19 protein-coding genes and 1 pseudogene are annotated in these 21540 nt (G+C 58.5%); 15 read left to right on the top strand and 5 right to left on the bottom strand.

Annotation, left to right across the window (positions count from 1 at the left end):
- Window positions 1-115 precede the first annotated feature (115 nt).
- The 3 genes from ACFOHJ_RS03965 to ACFOHJ_RS03955 form a co-directional block, all read right to left on the bottom strand.
- Complete coding sequence (locus ACFOHJ_RS03965) at window positions 116-1711, bottom strand: DUF882 domain-containing protein (protein WP_378218753.1); 1596 nt, start codon at window positions 1709-1711, stop codon at window positions 116-118.
- 759 nt (window positions 1712-2470) lie between these two features.
- Complete coding sequence (locus ACFOHJ_RS03960) at window positions 2471-2650, bottom strand: acyltransferase (protein ID WP_378219196.1); 180 nt, start codon at window positions 2648-2650, stop codon at window positions 2471-2473.
- Window positions 2651-2985: 335 nt separating this feature from the next.
- Complete coding sequence (locus ACFOHJ_RS03955) at window positions 2986-4110, bottom strand: glycosyltransferase family 4 protein (protein WP_378218751.1); 1125 nt, start codon at window positions 4108-4110, stop codon at window positions 2986-2988.
- 181 nt (window positions 4111-4291) lie between these two features.
- On the opposite strand from ACFOHJ_RS03955, the gene ACFOHJ_RS03950 reads away from it, so the two are divergent.
- Window positions 4292-5230, top strand: a complete 939-nt coding sequence (locus ACFOHJ_RS03950; protein WP_378218750.1) for a glycosyltransferase — start codon at window positions 4292-4294, stop codon at window positions 5228-5230.
- 19 nt (window positions 5231-5249) lie between these two features.
- Here ACFOHJ_RS03950 and ACFOHJ_RS03945 read toward each other — a convergent pair whose 3' ends face one another.
- Window positions 5250-6296 (bottom strand): hypothetical protein, encoded by a 1047-nt coding sequence (locus tag ACFOHJ_RS03945; protein ID WP_378218748.1) that lies wholly within the window; start codon window positions 6294-6296, stop codon window positions 5250-5252.
- 359 nt (window positions 6297-6655) lie between these two features.
- Between ACFOHJ_RS03945 and ACFOHJ_RS03940 the strand changes: the two genes are divergently transcribed.
- From ACFOHJ_RS03940 to fcl, 14 genes are all read left to right on the top strand, one after another.
- Complete coding sequence (locus tag ACFOHJ_RS03940; RefSeq protein WP_378218746.1) at window positions 6656-6826, top strand: hypothetical protein; 171 nt, start codon at window positions 6656-6658, stop codon at window positions 6824-6826.
- A gap of 21 nt (window positions 6827-6847) precedes the next feature.
- On the top strand, window positions 6848-6982 hold the full coding sequence (locus ACFOHJ_RS03935) for a hypothetical protein (RefSeq protein ID WP_378218744.1): 135 nt from the start codon (window positions 6848-6850) through the stop codon (window positions 6980-6982).
- A gap of 334 nt (window positions 6983-7316) precedes the next feature.
- Window positions 7317-7832, top strand: a complete 516-nt coding sequence (locus tag ACFOHJ_RS24890; RefSeq protein ID WP_449224159.1) for a hypothetical protein — start codon at window positions 7317-7319, stop codon at window positions 7830-7832.
- 51 nt (window positions 7833-7883) lie between these two features.
- Window positions 7884-9197 (top strand): sugar transferase, encoded by a 1314-nt coding sequence (locus ACFOHJ_RS03920; RefSeq protein ID WP_378218738.1) that lies wholly within the window; start codon window positions 7884-7886, stop codon window positions 9195-9197.
- 63 nt (window positions 9198-9260) lie between these two features.
- Complete coding sequence (locus ACFOHJ_RS03915; RefSeq protein WP_378218736.1) at window positions 9261-10676, top strand: mannose-1-phosphate guanylyltransferase/mannose-6-phosphate isomerase; 1416 nt, start codon at window positions 9261-9263, stop codon at window positions 10674-10676.
- 196 nt (window positions 10677-10872) lie between these two features.
- The gene (locus ACFOHJ_RS03910; protein WP_378218734.1) at window positions 10873-12615 is read left to right on the top strand and encodes an ABC transporter ATP-binding protein; all 1743 of its coding nucleotides are present in this window, start codon (window positions 10873-10875) and stop codon (window positions 12613-12615) included.
- Window positions 12616-12671: 56 nt separating this feature from the next.
- Entirely contained in the window at window positions 12672-14012 is a 1341-nt protein-coding gene (locus ACFOHJ_RS03905; RefSeq protein ID WP_378218732.1) for a hypothetical protein, read from the top strand.
- Window positions 14005-15144: a glycosyltransferase family 4 protein gene (locus ACFOHJ_RS03900; protein WP_378218730.1), complete on the top strand. Its 1140-nt coding sequence runs from the start codon at window positions 14005-14007 to the stop codon at window positions 15142-15144. Before ACFOHJ_RS03905 ends, ACFOHJ_RS03900 begins: the two co-directional genes overlap by 8 nt.
- A gap of 212 nt (window positions 15145-15356) precedes the next feature.
- Window positions 15357-16508 (top strand): glycosyltransferase, encoded by a 1152-nt coding sequence (locus ACFOHJ_RS03895; RefSeq protein WP_378218728.1) that lies wholly within the window; start codon window positions 15357-15359, stop codon window positions 16506-16508.
- Window positions 16509-16586: 78 nt separating this feature from the next.
- On the top strand, window positions 16587-17072 hold the full coding sequence (locus ACFOHJ_RS03890; RefSeq protein WP_378219194.1) for a colanic acid biosynthesis acetyltransferase WcaF: 486 nt from the start codon (window positions 16587-16589) through the stop codon (window positions 17070-17072).
- Window positions 17073-17110: 38 nt separating this feature from the next.
- Window positions 17111-18052: a glycosyltransferase family 2 protein gene (locus ACFOHJ_RS03885; protein WP_378218726.1), complete on the top strand. Its 942-nt coding sequence runs from the start codon at window positions 17111-17113 to the stop codon at window positions 18050-18052.
- On the top strand, window positions 17989-18798 hold the full coding sequence (locus tag ACFOHJ_RS03880; protein ID WP_378218723.1) for a glycosyltransferase family 2 protein: 810 nt from the start codon (window positions 17989-17991) through the stop codon (window positions 18796-18798). Before ACFOHJ_RS03885 ends, ACFOHJ_RS03880 begins: the two co-directional genes overlap by 64 nt.
- A 2-nt stretch (window positions 18799-18800) precedes the next feature.
- Window positions 18801-19937 carry a GDP-mannose 4,6-dehydratase gene (gene gmd, locus ACFOHJ_RS03875; protein WP_378218721.1) on the top strand — a complete coding sequence of 379 codons (1137 nt, stop codon included), beginning with the start codon at window positions 18801-18803 and terminating at the stop codon, window positions 19935-19937.
- Complete coding sequence (fcl, locus tag ACFOHJ_RS03870; protein ID WP_378218719.1) at window positions 19938-20903, top strand: GDP-L-fucose synthase; 966 nt, start codon at window positions 19938-19940, stop codon at window positions 20901-20903. It abuts the gene before it with no gap.
- 273 nt (window positions 20904-21176) lie between these two features.
- Here the strand turns inward: fcl and ACFOHJ_RS03865 are convergent.
- A pseudogene (locus tag ACFOHJ_RS03865) lies at window positions 21177-21374 on the bottom strand (IS21 family transposase); the annotation flags it as partial.
- Window positions 21375-21540: the final 166 nt, after the last annotated feature.

The following is a 21540-nucleotide window of genomic DNA, read 5'->3' as shown; positions in this document are numbered from 1 at the left end:
CCCGGTAACCTCCCGGCGCAATGCGCTGCGGCAAACCTCCGATATCGGATCAATCGGTTTGCCGTAGCTTTTGTTTTCACATGCCTTTTGCCGATGGTAGTTTCGGCGCGGCAGCCTAGTTGAAGCGGGCGACAGGCAGGAAGTTGACCGCCGTGCCGGTGAAGCGCTGGTGGTCGACGGGGGTGCGGTCGGTGTCGAAGCCTGCCACATAGGCGTGCTGCGGCGCGGTGCGGATGACGTTCGCCGAAAGGCGCGGCGCCTTCTGTCGCGGGACGGCGCCGGTGACGACACGGTCGACCCCGAGCGGCCAGGAGCCCGCCTGCATCGGCACTGCCGCCACGACAGGAGCGGCCGGCTGGTTGGCCCGAGCCATGACGCGTCCCGTCTTCGGCATGGTCCGGACGCGATCGGCCGCAGACGGCAGCGAGGCCGAAACCGGCTGGCTGGCCAGGCTCGCCGGCTCGTCGTCGGGCTGGTTCATCGCCAGCAGCGCGGCGACCGCGTCGTCGGCCTTTGGCTCTTCCGCCGCCACCACGACAGGGGAATCGGGTCGCCGCGTCGGCAGCGGAATGCTCAGGTCGGCCATCTCCACCGCGGCATCCTGCGGTCGGTCGGATGCTTTTTCGGTGAGGGCAGGTCCGGTGGTGTCGGCCGCCCCGAACGGGATGGTCTCGGGCGCCGCATCCGGTGACGGCGCGAACGCCGGCAGCGGAACCGAGGTCAGCGAGGCGACGATGCTCTCGGGAGCGTCCGGTTTGGCTGCCGGGACAGGGGCCTGCTCGCCGATCACCGGGATTTCAGCGCGCTGCGCCTTTTCCGGCGATACGATGGCGATGCCGGGCCGCGGGGCTGCCTCCTGGGGCTTCGGTTGCGGGGCGGCCTTGACCGCCTTGGGCGGCACGGGCGCGGCACGGGCGACATCCGCGACATCGTCGGCCTCGTCTTCGCCGCCGCTGAACAAGGCCGCCAGCAGGCCCTGCTTCTTGCCCTTGCCACCGCCGGTGCTGGCGAGCGCAATGGCCGGCGAACCGTTCGCCTGCCGCGTCTTGTAGGCGGCGAGCGCCTGCGCATAACCGGGCAGGGGCTTGCCGTCGCTGGGCACGTGCAGCGTCTTGCCTTCGGGAAACAGGCCGGCCAGTTCCCTGCGGCTCATGCCCGGCCAATGGCGTACATTGCCGACATCGAGATGGATGAAGGGCGAGCCGGAATTCGGATAGTAGCCGACCCCGCCGGCCTGCATCCTCAGGCCGATGTTGCGCAGTTTCTTCAGCGGCACGTCGGGCAGGAAGAAGTCCATTGCCTTGCCGAGCATATGCTGGCTTTTGCGCGCGACGCCCTTGGAGCGGCTGCGCAGCATTGCGTTCGTGGCCGGGGCCCGGTAGCCGCTGACGACCTTGATGTAGGCCTTTGAGCCGCTGGCGCGATAGGCCTGCCAGACGAGGTCGAGCAGGCGCGGGTCCATCTTGATCGGCTCGTTGCGGCGCCAGTCGCGTAGGATGACGTTGATCTTGCGGAGCCCCGCTTGGTCGTACCGCCCGTTGCGCTTGAAGACGATCTCGGCCTTCTCGCCGGTATGGAGATGATGTATCCTCAGCGAGCGCATTTCCGCGAATGCGCTCGTGACGCCCAGGCAAAGTAGCGCGAGCAGCAGCGCCGGCAACCGGGTCCAGCCGTGGCGGCTCAGCTGCTTTGTCTCTTCGTTTTCAAACAAGTTTATGCCTCGCACGTCCATGTTTGCTTCCGATTCCTGAACGTCTGTACCGAGGCGAGGAGGTCATGCTCCCCGTGTCTCTGCCTGCCAACTGTCGCGCCACGCAGCGGCGGACGCAGGGTTTGTCCGGGGCGCACGAACATGGGCGCCACCAACGAGGGTGAATAGCATCTTGGTTAATAAATCGTGGACTTCGTCGGTCGTTACGCACGAAAGATCCAGGCGAGGCTTTTGTTGCCGGAAGTGCTAAAGAGATGGCATCGGCTGTTCGATGACTCAAAGCACGGCGTTACCTTTGCGAAGGAGAGTCGCCGGCTCTTATCCAATGCCCACATGGCAGCACGTCTCTACAGATCCGGCCTCGCGCTGGATGAAGGATCGCGTGCCTTGACGAACGTTATGCCCGTTTCGAGGTCGACGCTGATGAAGCTCGCCGTTTTCGTGATGGCTTTTCTGGTAAGCGCTTGAATGCAGAACTGGCGGTTCTGGTCGGGGACCACACAGAGCGCTTTAGGATGGCTGGGTATCACGACTACGTCTCGAACACGTCAGAATGGCGAGCAGGTCACTCGCGCAAGGCCTATGTTCGGCTTGCTACGAGGCGATGGCGCGGGAAGCCGAACGCGATGAGGGTGATTTCGCGGGAAGGCCTGCCCACCCGACGATTGCCAATGCCGCCCCGGATCCGGAGGAGGCGCCGGCTGGCGAAACTCGATCGTTACGCCCGCGAAAACGCCGAGAATGTCAGCTCCGATACTCTCACGCAGGCCCGGCGCGATCGCGTAGGAATTTTATCTGCCGAGCCGGTACCCCTCCGATTACGCTGAAAGCGGGGAAAACGCCCTTTACGACTGCGCCGGATGCAACGATAGAATGAGGCCCTACGACGGTGCCGCCAAGAAGCGTTGCCCCTGCACAGATCCAACAGCCATCCCCCACGGTAATCGGGAGTGAGTATCCGTTGCCCGCGGCCTTTAAGCCCGTGGGTTCTACCTTATGCGTCCCGGTCACGAATGATACCCGAGGAGCAATATCGCAGTTGGCCCCGATTTCTATCGAGGCATCTCCTCCAACGAATAGCGCGTCGTGACCTACCCACGTATTTGCCCCAATGATGAGGTGCCCTCCAATAAATACTCTCGCGCTTGAGACGACGCGAACGTTCTCCCCGATAGTCGCCCCCGCCAGGCGGAGTAGTCTTCGCCTCAGTGAGAAAGCGCGTGTAGTTGGTAGGAGGTGCCAAAATACGCTGTTGAAGAAAGAGATGGTGGCGTTCACGAGTAACCTCGTGGCAATCGTAGCGTGTCCCGGTATACTTGAAGAAGCTGCCGGCCGTAGTGATCGGAGGAAAAGCGATCCGTAATCCACAATCTTGCCGCTTCTATCTGCATGACCTGCGCATCACCCGTTTTATCGAGTTCAATGATCGCGTCTCGCAATTTTTCTAGCGTTGCCATATCCGTTTCTCGACAGAACCGCCGAGAGGATCGTGGTAATAATAGCGAGTTCTCTTGAGTGACTAGAGGGTACTCGGGTTCTGCTATTTCGCCGTCGCCAAGTAGTCCTACAACCGGGATGCCGCAAGTCATCGCTTCAGCAACGGACAAGCCGAAGCCCTCATACCAGGACATATAGAGGTAGTAGTCGATCGCACTGTAAAACTCATCGATATCTTGTATGGAGCCAAGCCATTCGACCCGACATGCAAGTCCTTTTTCTTCGGATAAAGCCTTGAGGCGCGGGAGCGCCGGCCCATCGCCTGCTATTGTGAGGACGAAGTTTTCTGGCATGAGAGATAGTAACTCTATCGCATCCTCTGCACCCTTATCCTCAACCACACGGATCGCCATGCCCAGTCGTTTCTTATCGGTAGGCCTGCGTCGACTTGCCGTAAGGTATTCATCGTCAATGGCATTGTGGACAACAGCAACTCTCGCTTCAGGTATGCCGCAGAGATTAATAAGCTGTCTGGCAGCTTCATAAGATATCGCAATTACTCTGTTCGAACCCACCATCGTTAACCGTGCGTAGCGAATATGTTTGATCGCATTGGGACCAATGTTGGGACGGAAGTGCTGGTGCATAATTCGAAGGGGTGGTAAGCCAAAAGTACAGGCGGCCATCCAGTTCGAAGATGAAGCGAAATGGATAACATCAGGGGCCAACTGCTTCACGAGACGGCGCATGCGAATCCACCCCTGAAGATCTTTCCACGATTTCGCGTTTACGAGATGGCAGTTTTTCCCTAGCAACCGCTTTATTCGCCCACCTTGCCCGTAGCCAATTATTGCGTTGACCTCGATACCGAGACGCAACAATGATCGGATTGCAACCTCAGCAACTCGGAAGCTACCTCCCGAGCGCTCATTGTCGGAAGATATGCAGATCACAACTTTCATCAAAGGGCATCCGGTGGGTATTGTAAAATTGCGCCTTGATAGCAGTAAACCGGACGCGAGTCACCGCTTGGCCCGAAACCATACTCGACCACACTCCCGTGCGATCGTTGCCAATTGATGCGGATAGCTCTAATGCATTTGCGAAACAAATTGGATCGCAAGGACGTTGAGGAGGTTATCGGTGGCAGACATCACCGTCGTCATACCGGCACACAATGCTGAGAAAACGATCCACAGAACGCTTTCTTCTATTCCTTCGAATGTTAGCGTCATCGCAGTCATCGATGGTAGAAGCGACGAGACTAGTCGAGAGGTTGCGGCGTTTCCTAACGCGAGCATCGTTGTGAACGAACTACCATTGGGTGCTGCTCGCGCAAGGAATATCGGGCTGGAGAAGGTTACTTCTGAGTACGTGACTTTCTTGGATGCGGATGATTTTGTCGAAGACGGGCTTCACAGCGGGATGGTTGCGGCTTTCTCCAGCGGCGCAGATGCGGTTTTTACCCGTTGGGCTGTGCTGAAAAACGATAGGTTCCGAGAGGGAGCATCTTCGAACGTCGTTTGTAATCTCATTGAGAGCAAGGTGGAGCTCCTATGCGCTTGGGTGGGGGGGCAAGGATGCTTGACCGGTTCAGTGGCATGGAAGACTACCTTCTTACAATCGATCGGTGGTTGGGCTGCCGTCCAGAAGGCCGATGATTACGAGATCGGGATTAGGACAATCATCAAGGGTGAGCGCTTCGCCTTCAGTCACAAGGGACGCCTAATTTATGTGGACCATTCAAGTCCTACGCGATTTTCAAGGGTGTCCGTTGCAAGCTCTATAGAAGATCAGAAGCGCATCCTTTCGCAAGCAGAGGCTTTCGCTGAACGATGCACCGAAAGCGCGAATAAGATTTTCACCGCCATAGGGCTCCGGTACTACGTCTTGGCTCTATCCTGCTTCCAGGAGGGGCACACTTCATTAGGCAGGGATATGCTTGCAGAAGCACGGAAACGAGGCTTCCATGGGCACGCAGGAACCCGGACGGCACGAATAATCAGCTCGATAGTCGGATTGGAGAATAAAGTGGCTCTTGCATCTATAACAAGGCAAATTGGTAGTTCGCTCAGTCGATGAGAGAACTTTGCTAGGAACATCAAATCGAAGAAAATAGCGCGGAACGGAAATCCTCTTTCATACTTACAATACGCTTCTGGCTATCGCCCCATTCTGGCTCTGAGTGCCTCGACCTATGCTCTATTGTCTTCACGACCGATCGATAGGAATCAATCTTGTCGCCCATCTCAAAGTAGTAATTGCTCAAACCTAGCATAGAAAAGAGTGTCTTCTTTTTGAAATCGCCGAGTGTTCCCACCTGGGCGTCATGAGCGCGACCTAAGCAGTAGACTGGCACCCCGGAGCTTATTCCATTTACGGACAGATGATAGATATCCGTGAGGATGAACTGTGCGGAGGACAGCGTCTTTCTCTGCTTTTCAAATACAGCATGAGCGCTTCCGGCTTTGAGAGAAAGCCAATGAGGTAGCCTTATACCGGTCAAGCCGGTTGCCGCTTCTACTGACCGGACCAAGTTCTCTGTACCGGGGAGGGATGATCGGCCAAACTCGTAACAGAAGTAGTTCTCCGCTCGTTTACAGGAGGCGTTCGAGGGCAGCAAGAATGCGCAGTCCATTCCCTGTATAAGCGTCGCAGACGAAGTCATTAGTGGTGCGATATTTTCGAAGGAGAAGGGATCGCGTGGTGCGACAAAATCAGCACTATGCAGAAATGAACCTAGGATGGCGGCTTCGTCCTGGTTGAAAGCATGCTGGAAATTACCCCCAGCGGCTATGACTCGCGCGCTTGGTTTACCCCCCTTCAGCGCGAAGATCTCACTCCAGCGCTCGAACGCCTCCTTCGTGTTCTTAGAGTAGCCGTTTGCGACATCCGTAGGGGAAAAATCTTCCGCCCCAAATCTGGGATTATTGAGGAAATCGCCCCAGTATACGATGTGACTGAACCCTTCTAGTTCTCGAATAGAGTGGAGCATACGATGCTTTAACACTCCGAATCTCATCTGCTGCCAATTCAACATTGGCAGGTACCTTGCGCCCCGCTTCTTTCTCGGTTGAGCTAAGAAGAACGTGTGAGGGACACCTAATTGGGAAAATAAATTCTTGGCTGCTAGGTCGACGCTGTACATTCCAGAATTTTGTGGGTTTGAAGCGGTTATTATAGCGATATGTGCACTTGATCGCATCATCTCTTCGCCTTGTAGAAAACAGCCAAAATTTTGTTAGGGATTTCCGCAGGAAAAGAGATGCGAATCGCCTCGGTCGCCAATGCGGCTAGGGAACATGCCCAGTCCAACCAAATGACGTATTTTGGACTAGTATCGGTCATTTCATCTGCGCAGCTTATGTCTAAAACTGATCTTATACGTCCCGTCGCAGCGACGCAGCGACGAGAATAATCGCCCACTTCATTTGCCCCCTCCGTAGCTTTACGCGCTGGCAACCTACTAGGCGGCACCACCAACCGCAACCTGAAAGGATCACCATCATGACGAACGCACCCTCGGTCGCGGGCGACTGCTATTACGTGTATCGCCCCATGTTCGACCTGATCGGCAAATCCGAAGGCGCCGACAAGGGCCGTGGCTACAACGAGACGTGGGACTACGGGCCCCACACTGGCGGCGACGTAAACCTGGTGGGCATGACGCTCGATTAGATTGACAAGATCCAGGCCAAGATGCTCCAGGACCCCAGGAGCAAGCTCCAGTCGATTCGCGAGCAGCTCGGTTTGACGGGCAAGGAGCTTTTCGATCGCGACATGCAGGACTGTATGGCTTGCTACCTGCTCGGCCAGCACGGCATCGACAAGTAGCTGTCCGGCCGGCTGGCGCTCGATTCGCTCATACGGAACCTGGTGCAGGAGTGGGCTTCGATCCCCACGCCAGAAGGCTAGGATCATTAAGCGAGCCAGAATGCAGGCGCGTCCATGTCGCAGTTTAAGACGTTTTTGGGGCGGCGGCGTACGCCTTTCAACATTACCTTGACCACCGTTGGGACTCGAAAATGATTGCCACGCATCAAGCGAATCGACCACCTATAAAACAGATTACGCCTCGTATCGCTTGACAATGGAAAAGGAGAGTGGAAAGGGTCACTTATATTGGTGGGAGGGCAGAAATGATACCATCGATTGTAAATGTGCTTATATGAACGCTAGGACGGCCAGTCTTGAATTCCGAAAAGACGTGGTATTTGGTTGCGACCAAACCGAACCAGGAATCCCTCGCTTCACTAAATCTGAGAAACCAAGGATTTCGTGTGCTCTGGCCGAAATTACACAAGACGATTCGTCATGCTCGAAAGGTATCTGTCCGCTCGTCTCGCTGTTCCCTGGCTATTTGTTTCTTGACGGTTCGTCATGCGGAAATTGGAATCCTGTCAACGGGACGTTCGGCGTAAAAAGGATGGTCACGAATGGTGATGGTCCCGTCGCCTTGGCGCCCGGTTTTGTGGAGGCGCTTAAGGCCAGGGTCGGCAGCGATGATGTGATCGATTTCGATGATGGACCTCAGCTCGAAGATACGGCGGTATCTGCAGATGCGCCTTTTTCAAACGCAATCAGCAGTCTTGGACACCTTGCCGATCAAGGGCGCGTCTTTGTGCTCATGGAATTTGTAGGGCCTCAGATTCCTGTTCGAGCACCGGCGATCAACGCGCCATAAAAGGCAGGCTTGTAATGTTTCGACGACTGCCGACTAGGCGGAGTTTTCCCAATGAGCGAACGCAGTGTAGTGGATATTAATCCACCGCTGGGTAGCAAGGATCCGGCCGGCAACAGGCTACACCCCCTTCTGCGGATGCGGTACCAGCTTCTGGGTGGACTACTGGTCGCGGTCGGCCTTCCCTTCTTAATCCGTTTGGCGATCAACTGGCAGGCCGCCATCGCGATCACCACACAAACAACCATCGTGGCGGCCGTGGCCGCGCATCTGATGGGCTACGTTATTTATAAGCGGCTCGACGTCTTTCCAGGCGTCGCCGCCTTCAGCACCATATTGCCGGCCTTCGTGATCAGCTACGGGCTTGTTTTCCTGTCCATTTTCTTCCTGCGACTGGACTACAGCCGTTTCCAGGCCGGCAGTTCGTTCCTCCTTTCGGCAAGTTGGTATTTCGGCCTCAGCGTCTTCATCCACCGGCTGGAGCCCTATCGCCTGGCGATCGTGCCGCTGGGCGACGTCGAGCGCCTGATGCGCCTTGACGGCGTCATCTGGGAGCGCCTGTCGTCTCCTGCCGCGCAGCCGGGCCGGGTGCAGGGGGTAGTGGCTGACCTACGTACCGAGCTGCCGAAGGCTTGGGAGCGCTTCATCACTGACTGCGTGCTGGCCGGCATTCCGGTCTACCACGTCAAGCAGATCCTGGAATCGCTGACCGGCAGGGTCGCGATCGAGCACCTGTCGGAAAACACGCTGGGCTCGCTCAACCCGAACCAGGTCTATTTCGGGATCAAGCAATTGCTTGACTGGTTGAGCGCCCTTGTGGTCCTGGTGATCGGGGCACCGTTCCTGCTGATCGTGGCGCTGGCGATCCGGTTTGAATCGCCGGGGCCGGCACTGTTCAGGCAACCGCGCGTCGGCTATCGCGGGCAGATATTCACCGTCTACAAGTTCCGCACGATGCGGGCCGGCGGAGATGACGCCAGGAGCGAGAAGGACCAAGCGATAACGCAGAAGGACGACCATCGCATCACGCGCATCGGCCGCGTCCTGCGGCGCACGCGCATCGATGAACTGCCGCAGGTCATAAACGTGCTGCGCGGCGAAATGAGCTGGATCGGCCCTCGCCCCGAAGCGGTGGTGCTGTCGCAGTGGTACCAGAAGGAACTGGCCTTCTATACCTATCGCCACATCGTGCGCCCGGGCGTGACGGGCTGGGCGCAGGTGAACCAGGGGCATGTGGCCAGTGTCAGCGAGGTCCACCAGAAGCTCTATTACGATTTCTACTACATCAAGAATTTCTCGCCCTGGCTCGATCTCGTCGTGGCGCTGCGCACAATCCGGATCATGCTGACCGGCTTCGGGGCGAGGTAGGTAGGAAAGGAATATGAGCCTGCTCATCCAAAAACAGGCAGCGTTCGCGGAGGTCGTCGCAGCATGAATGTTGTTCCTCTCATTTTGAGCGGTGGGTCGGGCACTCGACTGTGGCCATTATCTCGAGCGTCCAAGCCAAAGCAGTTTCTGAGCTTCGGCGGCGGGAAGTCGTTATTTCAGGAAACGGTTCTGCGTTGCCGGGGTGACCTCTTCGATCCGAGACCGGTTGTCGTCGGTGCGAACGGGCACAGTTTTCTTCTTGCCGAGGATCTGCTTGCCGTAGGCCTCGGGGCGGATATCCTACTGGAGCCGAAAGCCTGCAATTCCTGCGCCGCTATTGCCGCAGGCTGCCTCGAGACACTGAAGCGCTCGAGGGACGCTGTGGTGTTGGTGCTGGCGGCCGATCACCACATTCCCGACACGAACGCCTTTGCCAACGCTGTAGCCGAAGGGCTGGCAGATGCCGAAGCCGGTCGACTTGTCACTTTTGGCGTGCGACCCGACCGTCCTGCCACTTCTTATGGATATATCCTGCCGGGCGAGCCGCTGACCAAGGCAGCAGCGGTGAGACGGTTCGTGGAGAAGCCCGACCTCGATCAGGCCGAGCGCTATTTGGCTGAGGGCTATTTGTGGAACAGCGGCAATTTCCTCTTTCGGGCCACTACGTTCCTTGAGGAGTTGGAGCGACTGCAGCCTGATATCCTTGCTGCGGTGACGGTGGCGCTCGAAACCGCAACGAGCGACCTAGATTTTAAAAGGCTGGGAGACGCTTTTGCGCAGGCGCCCTCGATCTCGGTCGACTACGCGGTGATGGAGCGTACCGATCTCGCTGCTGTTCTGCCGGTCGATTATCGTTGGTCTGATGTAGGCAGTTGGGACGCGGTGTCTCAGATCGTGAAATCTGACGCGCATGGCAACACTGTCATTGGCGATGCGACCATTCTCGAAGGGAGCGACAACGTCGTCCACTCACAGGACAGGTTGACGACTTTGATTGGCGTGAACGACATGATCGTCGTGTCGACCCGCGACTGCCTTCTTGTGGCGCCGAAGCCCCGCGCCGAAGACGTCAAGCCACTTGTGGCTCGACTTCAGACCGAGGCGCGCATCGAGGCTGTTGAAGGTCTTCAGTTATTCCGGCCCTGGGGGAACTACGAACGGCTCGACATGGGCGAGGGATATCAGGTCAAACGGATCGTCGTGAAGCCCGATGGCATACTGTCGCTGCAAAAACACTGTCATCGTGCCGAGCATTGGGTAGTGGTGCAGGGCAGGGCGGAAGTAACCATTGACGGCAACATACGCGATTTGATGCTTGGCCAGTCGGTCTACGTGCCACTGGGGACTGTCCATCGATTGGCGAATCATGGGAGTGAGCCGGTCATCCTGATCGAGGTGCAGACCGGCGGCTATCTTGGCGAGGACGACATCATCCGGCTGGAGGACGTCTACAATCGCGAGTCGAAGTTAGCAGGATAGTTCATGGGTCGTAGTTTTTATGAGAAGCGCCCGCATTGTATGGATCGGGCGCAAGATGACCTGGAACTTTGTTGCCCGAAAAAAAAGTTACAGATGTCGGAAACATTCATAAATTGGCTGTAACAGTGAAATCAACGTCCGGAAGAAAATTTACGCGGTGAAATCGATAAAGGTCAAAAGCGGCGCGGATGCGAATATGTCTTTGCTCGCCGCGTTACGCTTGTTCATTGCTCAGCTTTCGCCGGCGCGCCGGCGCGCCTTCATGCCGCTGATGGTGCTGATGCTCGTCGGGGCCTTTGCAGAGGTCGTCACGATCGGCGCGGTGGTCCCGCTCCTGGCCCTCATCGCTTCTCCGGCAGACGAAGCCGCGGCTATGTTCCCCCTGATCGGACGCCTGGCTATCAAGGATCAAGCTGCCGCGGTCTATACCGTGACCGGCCTGTTCGCGTTGACTGCACTCGTTGCCGCAGGACTGCGGCTGGCGCTGTTGTGGGCGAGCAACAAGTTCGTCTACGGCGCATCCTACGACTTGGGCGTGCGGCTTTATTCCGACACGCTGCTGCAGCCCTACACCTACCACACGCGCCATAACTCGAGTGAGCTCATCGCCTCGATCAACAACGTTCAGATTGTCACCAACGGCGTGCTTCTGCCGCTGATGAGCGGGGCCATTGCCGTCGTGATTGGCCTGTTCATCGTCGCCGGGCTGATCATCATCGACCCTGCGGTAGCGCTTGTCGCCGGGGTGGGGTTCGCCGCGATCTACCTGGTCGCCTCGGTCGCCGCGCGCAGGCGCCTGCGCCGCAACAGCACCGTCATCGCGCAAGCGCAAGGCAAACGCGTGCAGGCCATGCAGGAAGGGCTGGGCGGCATCCGTGACGTGCTTCTCGACCGTTTGCAGCCCGTTTTCATCGAGACTTACGAGCGGGCGGAGGCGGGCTTCCGGGACGCGCGAACGCGCAATGCCGTTCTTGCCGGCGCACCCCGTTTCGTGGTCGAAGCGCTCGGCATGGTGCTGATTGCGATCGTGGCCGTGGTGATGGTGCAGCGCCCCGGCGGCCTGACGGAGGCCATTCCGGTGCTGGGGGCGTTGGCGCTCGGCGCACAGCGCCTGCTGCCGCTGATCCAGCAAGCTTATAATGGCTGGGCGTCGGCGATGGGCTATCGGCAGGTGCTGAACGACGTCGTGGAACTGCTATCCCGGCAGACGCCGGAGATATCGGCCGCGGAGGCCGCGCTATCGTTCGCGCGCGCCATCAAGCTCGATAGCGTCGATTATGCCTATCCCGGCGGCAGGGGAGTCGCGCTCAAGGGAGTGAGCCTGGAGGTCGCCAAGGGCGCGAGGGTCGGCATCGCGGGAAAGACAGGCAGCGGGAAGTCGACCTTGATCGACCTCGTTCTGGGCCTGCTGGAGCCGACTGCGGGAAAAATCAGCGTAGACGGTGTGGAACTCACCCCCGCCAATCGCGCCGCCTGGCAGAAAAACATCGCGCATGTGCCGCAGACGATATACCTGGCGGACTCCTCCATCGCCGAAAATATCGCCTTCGGCGTGCGGCGAGGCGAGATCGACCGCGAACGGGTGCGCCAGGCGGCGGAGCAGGCTGAACTCGCCGGGGTCATCGCGACGCTGCCGCAGGGCTACGACACGCACGTAGGCGAGCGCGGCATCCAGCTTTCGGGCGGCCAGCGCCAGCGCATCGGCATCGCGCGGGCGCTCTACAAACAGGCGAGCGTGCTGGTACTCGACGAGGCGACCAGCGCGCTCGACACCGAGACCGAAAGCGCGGTGATGGCCGCCATCGAGCGGCTCGACCGCACCCTCACCATCCTCATCATCGCCCACCGCCTCTCGACGCTGGAAGGATGCGACATGGTGGTGAAGCTGGAGGGGGGACGAGAGGCGGTGGATAAAATGACCAGAGGCAGGCCGAGGTGAGAATCGCTATTGCCCGAAACGCCGTGTTGGTTTCGCGCCGCTCTGCGACCGCGCGCTTGTGGACTTATGCGCCTCTGGTCGCGATGTTAGGACTGCGCCTAGCCTCATCGTCCACCGCCAATCTGAGCTATCTGCTGGTCGCCGCATATGCTCTGCTCGGCCCTGCCCACGCCATCCGCGCTCTGACGATATCGTGGCTGTTTTCCATGCTCAGTCCCGGGCTCGCGCCGGAAGCGAGTGCGGCGGCAGTCGGGCGTTATGCGGTGCTTTTTGGGGCCGCGGCATCCGCAATGCTGCATAGCGGCTTCTTCCTTGGCCGCCCGTACATGCGTCCCTTTACGCTGGGTACGCTTCTGCTGGGGCTGTTCATAGTCGCCCATTCGCTTTTGTTCAGTTCGATGGCCGACGTTTCGGTGCTGAAGGCCATATCTTGGGCTCTGGCCATGGCGACACTGGTTTCCGTCTGGTGCATCCTATCATACTGGCAGAGGGAGCAACTCTCGCGTGAAATTTTCTGGGGGCTGGTGCTGATCCTCCTCGCCAGCCTGCCGCTCTCGGTCTCCTCCTTGGGCTATCTTCGTAACGGGACCGGCTTTCAGGGCATCCTGAACCATCCGCAGGCCTTCGGGCCGACCATGGCGCTGCTATGCGCTTGGGCGACGGCGCGCTTGTTCGGGGAGGCCCGGCCACCCTGGTGGCTACTGGGTGTTGCCGGGGCTTCCCTTGGCGCCATCATGATGTCGGAGGCGCGCACCGCCGGCCTGGCGATGGTACTGGCGGTCGGGTTCGCTATATTGCTCGGGCCTGGTTTTGGCGGCCGTTCGGTCCGGCAAATGCTTCCCGGCCTGCGTAGCGCCCGGATCTGGGGCGTGCTGGGCGTGGTTCTCGCTGCCGGCGTTTTTATGGCTCCCACGATCGGCAAGATGGCGCAAAATTATATCAGCAAATCCGGTCGCGCTCAGGTGGATGGCCTTCTGGCAGCCTACGACCGTTCGCGTGGCGGCCTAATCAATTCTATGCTAGACAACATCGCCGAATATCCACTGACCGGAATCGGCTTCGGCATCGCTTCTGAGCCTGCGCTGATGGTAGTGGCCAGAGACCCCATTCTTGGTCTTCCGGTTGGCGCGTCCATCGAGAAGGGGGTTACACCTCTGATGGTGATAGAGGAACTCGGCATATTTGGCGCCCTGCTGGTCGCATTTTGGGTATTCCACCTGTTGCGGTCAGCGTCGCGCAGCAGCTTGGCCCCGCTGGCCGTCTGTCTGACGGTGCTGTTGCTCAACATGGGAGAAGCCACTCTGTTCTCGCCCGGCGGTTTCGGACTGCTGCCACTAATATTACTCGGATGGGCTTATGCCAGCGACGCCTCGACACGCGGTATCGGGCATGGCTGATCCCGTCTGGTTCTGGCAGCGCATAGTGTCGCCACACATGGCCGGACTCGCGGCGGCATTGGCCAGCGCCGGTCATGACGTCACTTACGTCGCCGAACAGGAAATGTCGGCCGACCGCGCCGCGCAGGGTTGGCAGACCTCGAGCTTGGGTAGCGCTCGCTCGGTTTTTGCGTCGACCCCGGAGACGATGCGGGAGACGGTTCGCGCCGCGCCGGCAAAAAGTATTCATATCTGCCAAGGATTTCGCGGCAATGGCTTGGTCGGCGTAGCGCGGGAGGCGCTGGCGCTGCGTGGTCTGCGGCAATGGGTGATCATGGAGACGGTGGACGACTCCGGCTGGCGCGGCATACCCAAGCGGTTGGAGTATCGCCGCCTCATCCGGCGCTGGCACCCGCATCTGGAGGGCGTATTTGCTATCGGCCACGCCACGCCGGATTGGCTCGTCAAGCGCGGCATGCCAGCGAAAAAAATATTCCCCTTCGCCTATTTCCTGCCTGATAGGCAGTTCCTGCAGATGCCGCGTTTCGAAACGACTGCGCCTTTCCGCTTCCTGTTCGCGGGTAGAATTATCGAACTTAAGCGTATTGCACTGTTGCTCGAAGCGCTTGCAAGGCTGAAGGACAGTCCGTTCGAACTGGCGGTGGTCGGCTCGGGGCCTCTTGAAGGAAGATTGCGTATGATGGCGAGCAGACTGCTTCCGGGCCGTGTACGTTGGCTCGGCCAGCGACCCATCCACGAAATCCCAATGTTGATGGCCGATGCGGATTGCCTTGTACTGCCAAGTCGGCATGACGGCTGGGGTGCGGTGGTATCGGAAGCACTGATGGCGGGAACCCCTGCCATCTGCTCCGCGACCTGCGGCGTCGCGGGCGTGGTGAGGGCGAGCGGCGTTGGAGGAGTGTTTACCGGCGGCGGTGCAGAGGCAATGGCGGGTCTTTTGCACGATGCCCTGCTACGTGGGCGGCAAACGCAAGAGAGGCGGGCGGCGCTTGCTGGGTGGGCGCGTTGTCTCGGCGCGACGGCGGGCGCAGCTTATCTTGAAGTGATCCTTTTACCTGCACCGGATATGACCGTACCTGTGCAGTCCGTTCCACCTTGGCATACACAAAATCCATCGATAGCCGAGAAATGAGAGTAGTTCGGGTTCCGTATGTTGATGAGGATGCCCGCGGCGGTGTCGAACCGCACACGGCAAACTTGAGAAATCATCTGATGGGCATTCTTCATATCGGATCCTTCATCGAGGAGGCGACGACGAGAATGTCCTACTCGGTTCCCGCAGGCGAGCAGGACCGCTTTGCTACTGCGGCGTCACTTTAGCGCTTGGGTTGGTAGTAATATCTAATGAAGATAGTACACACGGTATCTTCACTTGAAGAGGAGGCTTCAGGGCCGACTTATTCAGTGCCGAGGCTTTGTAGATCACTAGCGCAGATTGGGTGTTCTGTAGATATTTTGTCGCTTTCGAGTCAAGAAGCGGTAGTGGAAGAGGGAGAATACAGGGATATTCGCATCCAGCGACCGTTCGCTGCTGGAACGACATTGGCAAGATTAGGCGTTTCTCGAAAGATGAAGAATATACTCGTGAGGTCCGAAGGAGATGTATTCCACACTCACGGTTTGTGGATGATGCCAAACGTCTACCCAGCGACTGCCGCCATCGAAACTCGCAAGCCATTCGTACTGGCGCCTAGGGGTATGCTTGGCAGAGAGGCCCTTCAGTTTTCAAAACTCAGGAAGCAGGCGTTCTGGACCTTGCTTCAAGGTCGTGCGGCACGCCGGGTCACCTGTTTCCACGCCACTGCAATGCAGGAATACGACGACATAAGGGCTTTTGGGCTTACGCAGCCCGTCGCCGTCATTCCGAACGGTGTCGATCTACCCATGCTGGCGGCCGATAGCTCGCGAGAAGAAAATTCTTCTCCCTTCGTCCTGTCCCTCGGTCGCGTCCATCCAAAGAAAGGGCTCGACCGATTGATACGCGCATGGGCTCTGGTGGAGCCGGAATTTCAAGAATGGCGACTGAAGATCGTTGGGCCGAGCGAAATCGGCCACGCTGAGGCGCTGAAAAAACTCGTGAGGGAACTGAACCTCGATACCGTCGAGATTTCAGGTCCAGTCTTTGGCGATGAGAAGATCGCGTTGCTTGCAGAGGCAGAACTGTTCGCGTTATCGACCTTGCATGAGAATTTCGGGATGACGGTAGCCGAAAGCCTTGCCGTCGAAACCCCAGTCATTTCTACAAAAGGAGCGCCTTGGCAGGGGCTGACGGATGAGTGTTGCGGTTGGTGGGTAGAGCATGGGCCCGATCATATGGCGCTTGCATTGAAAGAAGCGATGTCCTTAACGTCTACTGAGCGTCGAACAATGGGCGCGCGTGGGCGCGCCTGGATGGAGCGGGATTTCGGTTGGGAAGGTATCGCTAGGCGCATGGCTGATGTGTATGCTTGGGCACTTGGCCAGAAACCGAAGCCTGACTGCATCATGACGGACTGAAGTTAAGGGATGGATGTTGCAGCCAACCGGGCCACGCGAAAGTGGTCGCGACGAGAGCAGGCGGGACGAGTCTTGTGGGTGCTGGTCTACCCTCTGTTCGCATTCAGCCCGCGGCCGCTCTGGGGCTGGCGGCGTTTTCTGCTGCGACTATTCGGCGCAAAGGTCGGCCGCGATGTGCATGTCTATCCGTCCACGCGCATCACCATCCCGTGGAACTTGTCCGTCGGTCGTCAATCCGCTATCGGTGATAGGGCCATCATCTATGCGCTCGGTCCCATAGCGCTCGGCGACCGCGTCACAATTTCGCAAGGTGCACATCTCTGTGCCGGAACGCATGACTATTGCGATCCGACAATGCCATTGATCAAATCCCCGATTATCATCGAAAGCGACGCATGGATTTGCGCGGATGCCTTCGTAGGCCCCGGCGTACGCGTCGGTGCGCACGCCATTGTCGGTGCGCGATGCGTAGTGATGAGGGATGTTAAGGCGAACGCAATCACAATCGGCAATCCCGCGAGGCTGTTGCGGTTTCGTACGGAAGGAGGAAGTCTTGGCCGATGATCATCGTCGCGTGAAACCTCCGGTCTGAAGTCGCGATAATGAATCAAATTCACGCGATTATCCTCACCCTAGATGAGGAAAAGCATATTGCCCGCTGCATTGGGAGTCTTTCGGGCCAATGCGCCAGTGTCACGGTTGTAGATAGCGGCTCCAAAGACGCTACAATGGCTATCGCTGAAGATCTTGGGGCGCATATACTTAGAAATGAGTGGGTCAACCATTCCACTCAGATGAATTTCGGCATCGACGCGCTCGCCGGAAAGGGCGGCTGGTTGTTGCGCATTGACGCCGATGAGGTGCTCGATGCTGACAGTGCCCAGACGCTGGGGAGCGCCATTGCGGCGGCAAGGCCAGGAGTGGATGGCCTTCTAGTGCGGCGACGCATCCATTTTATGGGGCGTCGTATCCGGCACGGCGGTATTGAGCCGAGTTGGCAGTTGCGGCTCTGGCGTAACGGGCGCGGCCGATGCGAGCAGCGTTGGATGGACGAGCACATCAAGGTGGCAGGCAGCGTGGCGAAGACGGGTCTCGTTCTGAGCGACATAAACCTCAATTCGCTCACTTGGTGGACAGCCAAGCACAATTCCTATGCCTCACGGGAGGCCATAGACATCCTCAACCACAAACACGGCTTCATGAACGTTGACACTCTCGCTCAGGGTGGCGCAAGCCCTCAGGCCAGAATGCGTCGGTTTCTCAAGGAGCAGGTTTATGGCCGCCTTCCGAAGAGACTGCGTGCTCTGCTTTACTTTTTCTATCGCTACATCATCCGGCTCGGCTTCCTAGACGGCGAGCCCGGATGGTATTTTCATGTGCTACAGGCTTTCTGGTATCGCAGTCTCGTCGATGCGAAAGTGACGGAAATAGAAACTCGATGGGCTGAACAGGGGGGAATGGTGACCGACGCGATTACCGCATGCACTGGCATCAAGATCTCGAATGCTCCGACTTCTTCCAGCCGCAAGACGTCGGCATTGTGAAAATCTCCATAATCACCGCCGTCTACAACCGTGAGGCGACCATCGCCCAGGCAATAAGTAGCGTGAAGAACCAGACGCACGCGGATGTCGAGCATTTGATCATCGATGGCGCCTCAAGGGACGGCACGCTGGCTGCGATCGAGGTGGCCTGGCATGATCGCATGCGCTTTGTCAGCGAGCCGGACGAGGGCATCTACGATGCGCTGAACAAAGGGATAGCACTCGCCACCGGCGACGTCGTCGGGATGATGCACTCAGATGACTTCTTTGTACATGACGAGGTATTGGCGAAAGTCGCTGCCGCCTTCGGCAAGGCGGATATCATGGCCGTCTATGGCGACCTCGACTATGTCATGGCGGAGGATGAAACCCGTGTGGTCCGTCATTGGCGTTCGGGTACCTACAGTCCGAAGAAGCTGCGACGAGGCTGGATGCCGCCCCATCCCACATTGTTCCTGAGGCGGGAGGTGTTCGAGCGCCAGGGCCTCTATGATATGAGTTTCAGGATAGCGGCGGATTATGAGGCGATCCTGCGCTATTTCAGCCGCGAAGATCTTAGACCTGTCTACATTCCCGAAGTTTTGGTCAAGATGAGGCTCGGCGGCGCCAGCAACAGGTCACTCATGCAGATTCTGCATAAAAGCAGAGAGGATTATCGTGCCCTGAGGAAGAACGGTATCGGGGGCCTGAGCGCGCTCGCCTGGAAAAATCTCAGCAAGCTCGGGCAGTTCGTAGTACGAGAATAAGAATGGAATCGGATTTGGTTAACAAACGCGCTCTCATCACCGGCATCACCGGACAAGACGGCTCTTATTTGGCCGAATTCCTGCTCGAAAAGGGTTACGAGGTGCACGGCATCAAGCGGCGTGCCTCGCTGTTCAACACCCAACGCATAGACCACATCTACCAGGATCCTCATGAGTTCAACCCACGGCTTACGCTCCATTACGGCGATTTGGCCGACACCTCCAACCTGACACGTATCCTGCGTGAGGTGGAGCCTGACGAGGTTTACAATCTTGGCGCCCAGAGCCATGTGGCGGTCAGCTTTGAGGTGCCGGAATACACCGCCGACGTTGACGCCATCGGGACGCTGCGCCTGTTGGAGGCGATCCGCTTCCTCGGACTGGAGAAGAAGACCCGCTTCTACCAGGCCTCCACGTCGGAGCTTTACGGGCTTGTGCAGGAGACGCCGCAGCGTGAGACGACGCCGTTCTACCCGCGCAGCCCTTATGCGGCCGCCAAACTCTACGCCTACTGGATCACCGTCAACTACCGCGAGGCCTATGGTCTCTACGCTTGCAACGGCATCCTCTTCAACCATGAAAGCCCGCGCCGCGGCGAGACCTTCGTCACGCGCAAGATCACGAGAGGGCTGGCCAACATCGCCCACGGGCTGGAGAGCTGCCTCTATATGGGCAACATCGACGCGCTGCGCGACTGGGGCCATGCGAAGGACTATGTGCGTATGCAGTGGATGATGCTTCAGCAGGAGCAGCCGGAAGACTATGTGATTGCTACCGGCCTTCAGCATTCAGTGCGTGATTTCATCCGGTGGACAGCGGACGAACTGGGCGTCACGTTGCGCTTCGAGGGTTCGGGTGCTGAGGAGTGCGGCGTGGTTGAGGCGGTTGTCTCCGACCGCTCGCCAGCCGTGAAACCGGGCGACGTGATCGTGCGCATCGATCCGCGCTATTTCCGTCCGGCAGAGGTCGAGACGCTGCTTGGCGACCCGTCGAAAGCTCGCGAAAAGCTTGGATGGACGCCGCAGATCACCGCGCGCGAGATGTGCGCCGAGATGGTGGCAGAAGACCTTGGAACTGCCCGCCGCCACGCTTTCCTCAGGGAGAACGGCTTCAAGACCCCTCTGTCGATGGATATCTGAATGTCGGCTGTGAAAGTCTATGTCGCCGGCCATCGCGGGATGGTCGGTTCGGCGATCGCCCGACGGCTTGCTGCCCGTGACGGCGTCGAACTGGTGACACGCACCCATGCGGAACTTGACTTGACCAACCAGGTAGCGGTGCGCAGCTTCATGGCAATTGAACGACCTGATGTTGTGATCCTGGCAGCGGCGAAGGTTGGCGGTATTCATGCCAACAACACCTATCCGGCCGAATTCATCTACGAGAACCTGATGATCCAGGGCAATGTGATCCATCAGGCGTTTGAGGCTGGCGTTCGGCGCCTGCTCTTTCTTGGCTCGTCCTGTATCTATCCGCGTGCCGCAACTCAGCCGATGCGCGAGGACGCGCTCCTGACCGGTGTGCTGGAGCCAACCAACGAACCCTATGCCATCGCCAAGATTGCCGGCATCAAGCAGTGCGAGAGCTACAATCGGCAATATGGCGTCGACTACCGCTCGGTGATGCCGACCAATCTGTTTGGGCCCGGCGACAATTTCCACCAGAAGAACTCCCACGTGCTGCCGGCCCTGCTGCGCCGCTTCCACGACGCCGCGCGCGCGGGGGACGCCGAGGTGGTGGTGTGGGGGTCAGGCGCGCCACGCCGCGAGTTTCTCTATGTCGACGACATGGCCGAGGCTTCGCTGTTCGTAATGGATTTGCCCGCGGCGGCCTACGAGGCGAGCACTCAGCCCATGCTCTCGCACATCAATGTCGGCACGGGCGAGGACATCAGCATCGCGGAACTTGCACAAGCGGTAGCGCGGATCACAGGCTTCAACGGCCGGATCGTCTACGACAGTACGAAGCCCGACGGCACGCCGCGCAAGTTGATGGACGTGTCCCGGCTGGCAGCCATGGGCTGGCAAGCACGAACCCCTTTCGAAGATGCACTTCAGCAAACATATCGCTGGTTTCAGGAGAACGAAGGACGCTGGCGTAGTTGACACTAGCGCCTAGCCGCTTCATCACTGCCGTTCAACTGATCCTAGCCGATGACGTGCGTCTGAACACTAGCCAGCCCGCGATAAGGCACGGTAGCGCCATGGTCGCAAAAAATCTGTCGCGGTACCGAGCCAGAAGCCCTTTGACAGCTCAGGGTAGGCAACGATCGCATCGTTCATTTCGTTGAAAAAGTTCGACGGCGACAACCGCAAGGAAGGATAGCCGTATCCCTGCGCCGAGGGCCGTGTCAACGGCGGCGTAAAAACCGGCTCCTGGTCCAGCCACCGATCGATGGTCGCTACGAACGCGTCCAGCTTCGGCCGTCGGACCGGTGACCGACGCCGATAGCCCGGCGGGGTCGAATACGACAGCCTCTTGGCTACGCTGTCGCGCGATATGTTGAAATGCTTCGGCGCCTGACGACTGCTCATCCCTTCCGAGCAGGCCAGACGGATCTTCAGATACAATTCCACGGTGTAGATCCCCTAACCCTCCGTAAGCGGTGTTTCCGGACCACCTTTCGGGAGTGATCGCGATCTGTGAGGTTGCTGATCCTGTATTGGGATCGGAGATAGGGTACGCCTCCGAGGGCGGCCGCCTTGCGGTAATTTTGATGCCGTAGCTGACTGTCAGTATGGA

The sequence above is a fragment of the Aquamicrobium soli genome (genome assembly GCF_042646345.1).
Classification (GTDB): Bacteria; Pseudomonadota; Alphaproteobacteria; order Rhizobiales; family Rhizobiaceae; genus Mesorhizobium; species Mesorhizobium soli_A.
This window is presented reverse-complemented; position numbering and strand designations above follow the sequence as displayed.

Excerpts from the sequence above, each read along its gene's own strand:
- fcl (WP_378218719.1), top strand. The coding sequence starts at position 19,938 with ATGTCGGCTGTGAAAGTCTATGTCGCCGGCCATCGCGGGATGGTCGGT.
- ACFOHJ_RS03880 (WP_378218723.1), top strand. The coding sequence starts at position 17,989 with ATGCACTGGCATCAAGATCTCGAATGCTCCGACTTCTTCCAGCCGCAA.
- ACFOHJ_RS03910 (WP_378218734.1), top strand. The coding sequence starts at position 10,873 with ATGTCTTTGCTCGCCGCGTTACGCTTGTTCATTGCTCAGCTTTCGCCG.
- ACFOHJ_RS03900 (WP_378218730.1), top strand. The coding sequence starts at position 14,005 with ATGGCTGATCCCGTCTGGTTCTGGCAGCGCATAGTGTCGCCACACATG.
- ACFOHJ_RS03920 (WP_378218738.1), top strand. The coding sequence starts at position 7,884 with ATGAGCGAACGCAGTGTAGTGGATATTAATCCACCGCTGGGTAGCAAG.
- ACFOHJ_RS03885 (WP_378218726.1), top strand. The coding sequence starts at position 17,111 with ATGAATCAAATTCACGCGATTATCCTCACCCTAGATGAGGAAAAGCAT.
- ACFOHJ_RS03945 (WP_378218748.1), bottom strand. The coding sequence starts at position 6,296 with ATGTACAGCGTCGACCTAGCAGCCAAGAATTTATTTTCCCAATTAGGT.
- gmd (WP_378218721.1), top strand. The coding sequence starts at position 18,801 with ATGGAATCGGATTTGGTTAACAAACGCGCTCTCATCACCGGCATCACC.
- ACFOHJ_RS03940 (WP_378218746.1), top strand. The coding sequence starts at position 6,656 with ATGACGAACGCACCCTCGGTCGCGGGCGACTGCTATTACGTGTATCGC.
- ACFOHJ_RS03915 (WP_378218736.1), top strand. The coding sequence starts at position 9,261 with ATGAATGTTGTTCCTCTCATTTTGAGCGGTGGGTCGGGCACTCGACTG.
- ACFOHJ_RS03935 (WP_378218744.1), top strand. The coding sequence starts at position 6,848 with ATGCTCCAGGACCCCAGGAGCAAGCTCCAGTCGATTCGCGAGCAGCTC.
- ACFOHJ_RS03895 (WP_378218728.1), top strand. The coding sequence starts at position 15,357 with ATGAAGATAGTACACACGGTATCTTCACTTGAAGAGGAGGCTTCAGGG.
- ACFOHJ_RS03955 (WP_378218751.1), bottom strand. The coding sequence starts at position 4,110 with ATGAAAGTTGTGATCTGCATATCTTCCGACAATGAGCGCTCGGGAGGT.
- ACFOHJ_RS24890 (WP_449224159.1), top strand. The coding sequence starts at position 7,317 with ATGAACGCTAGGACGGCCAGTCTTGAATTCCGAAAAGACGTGGTATTT.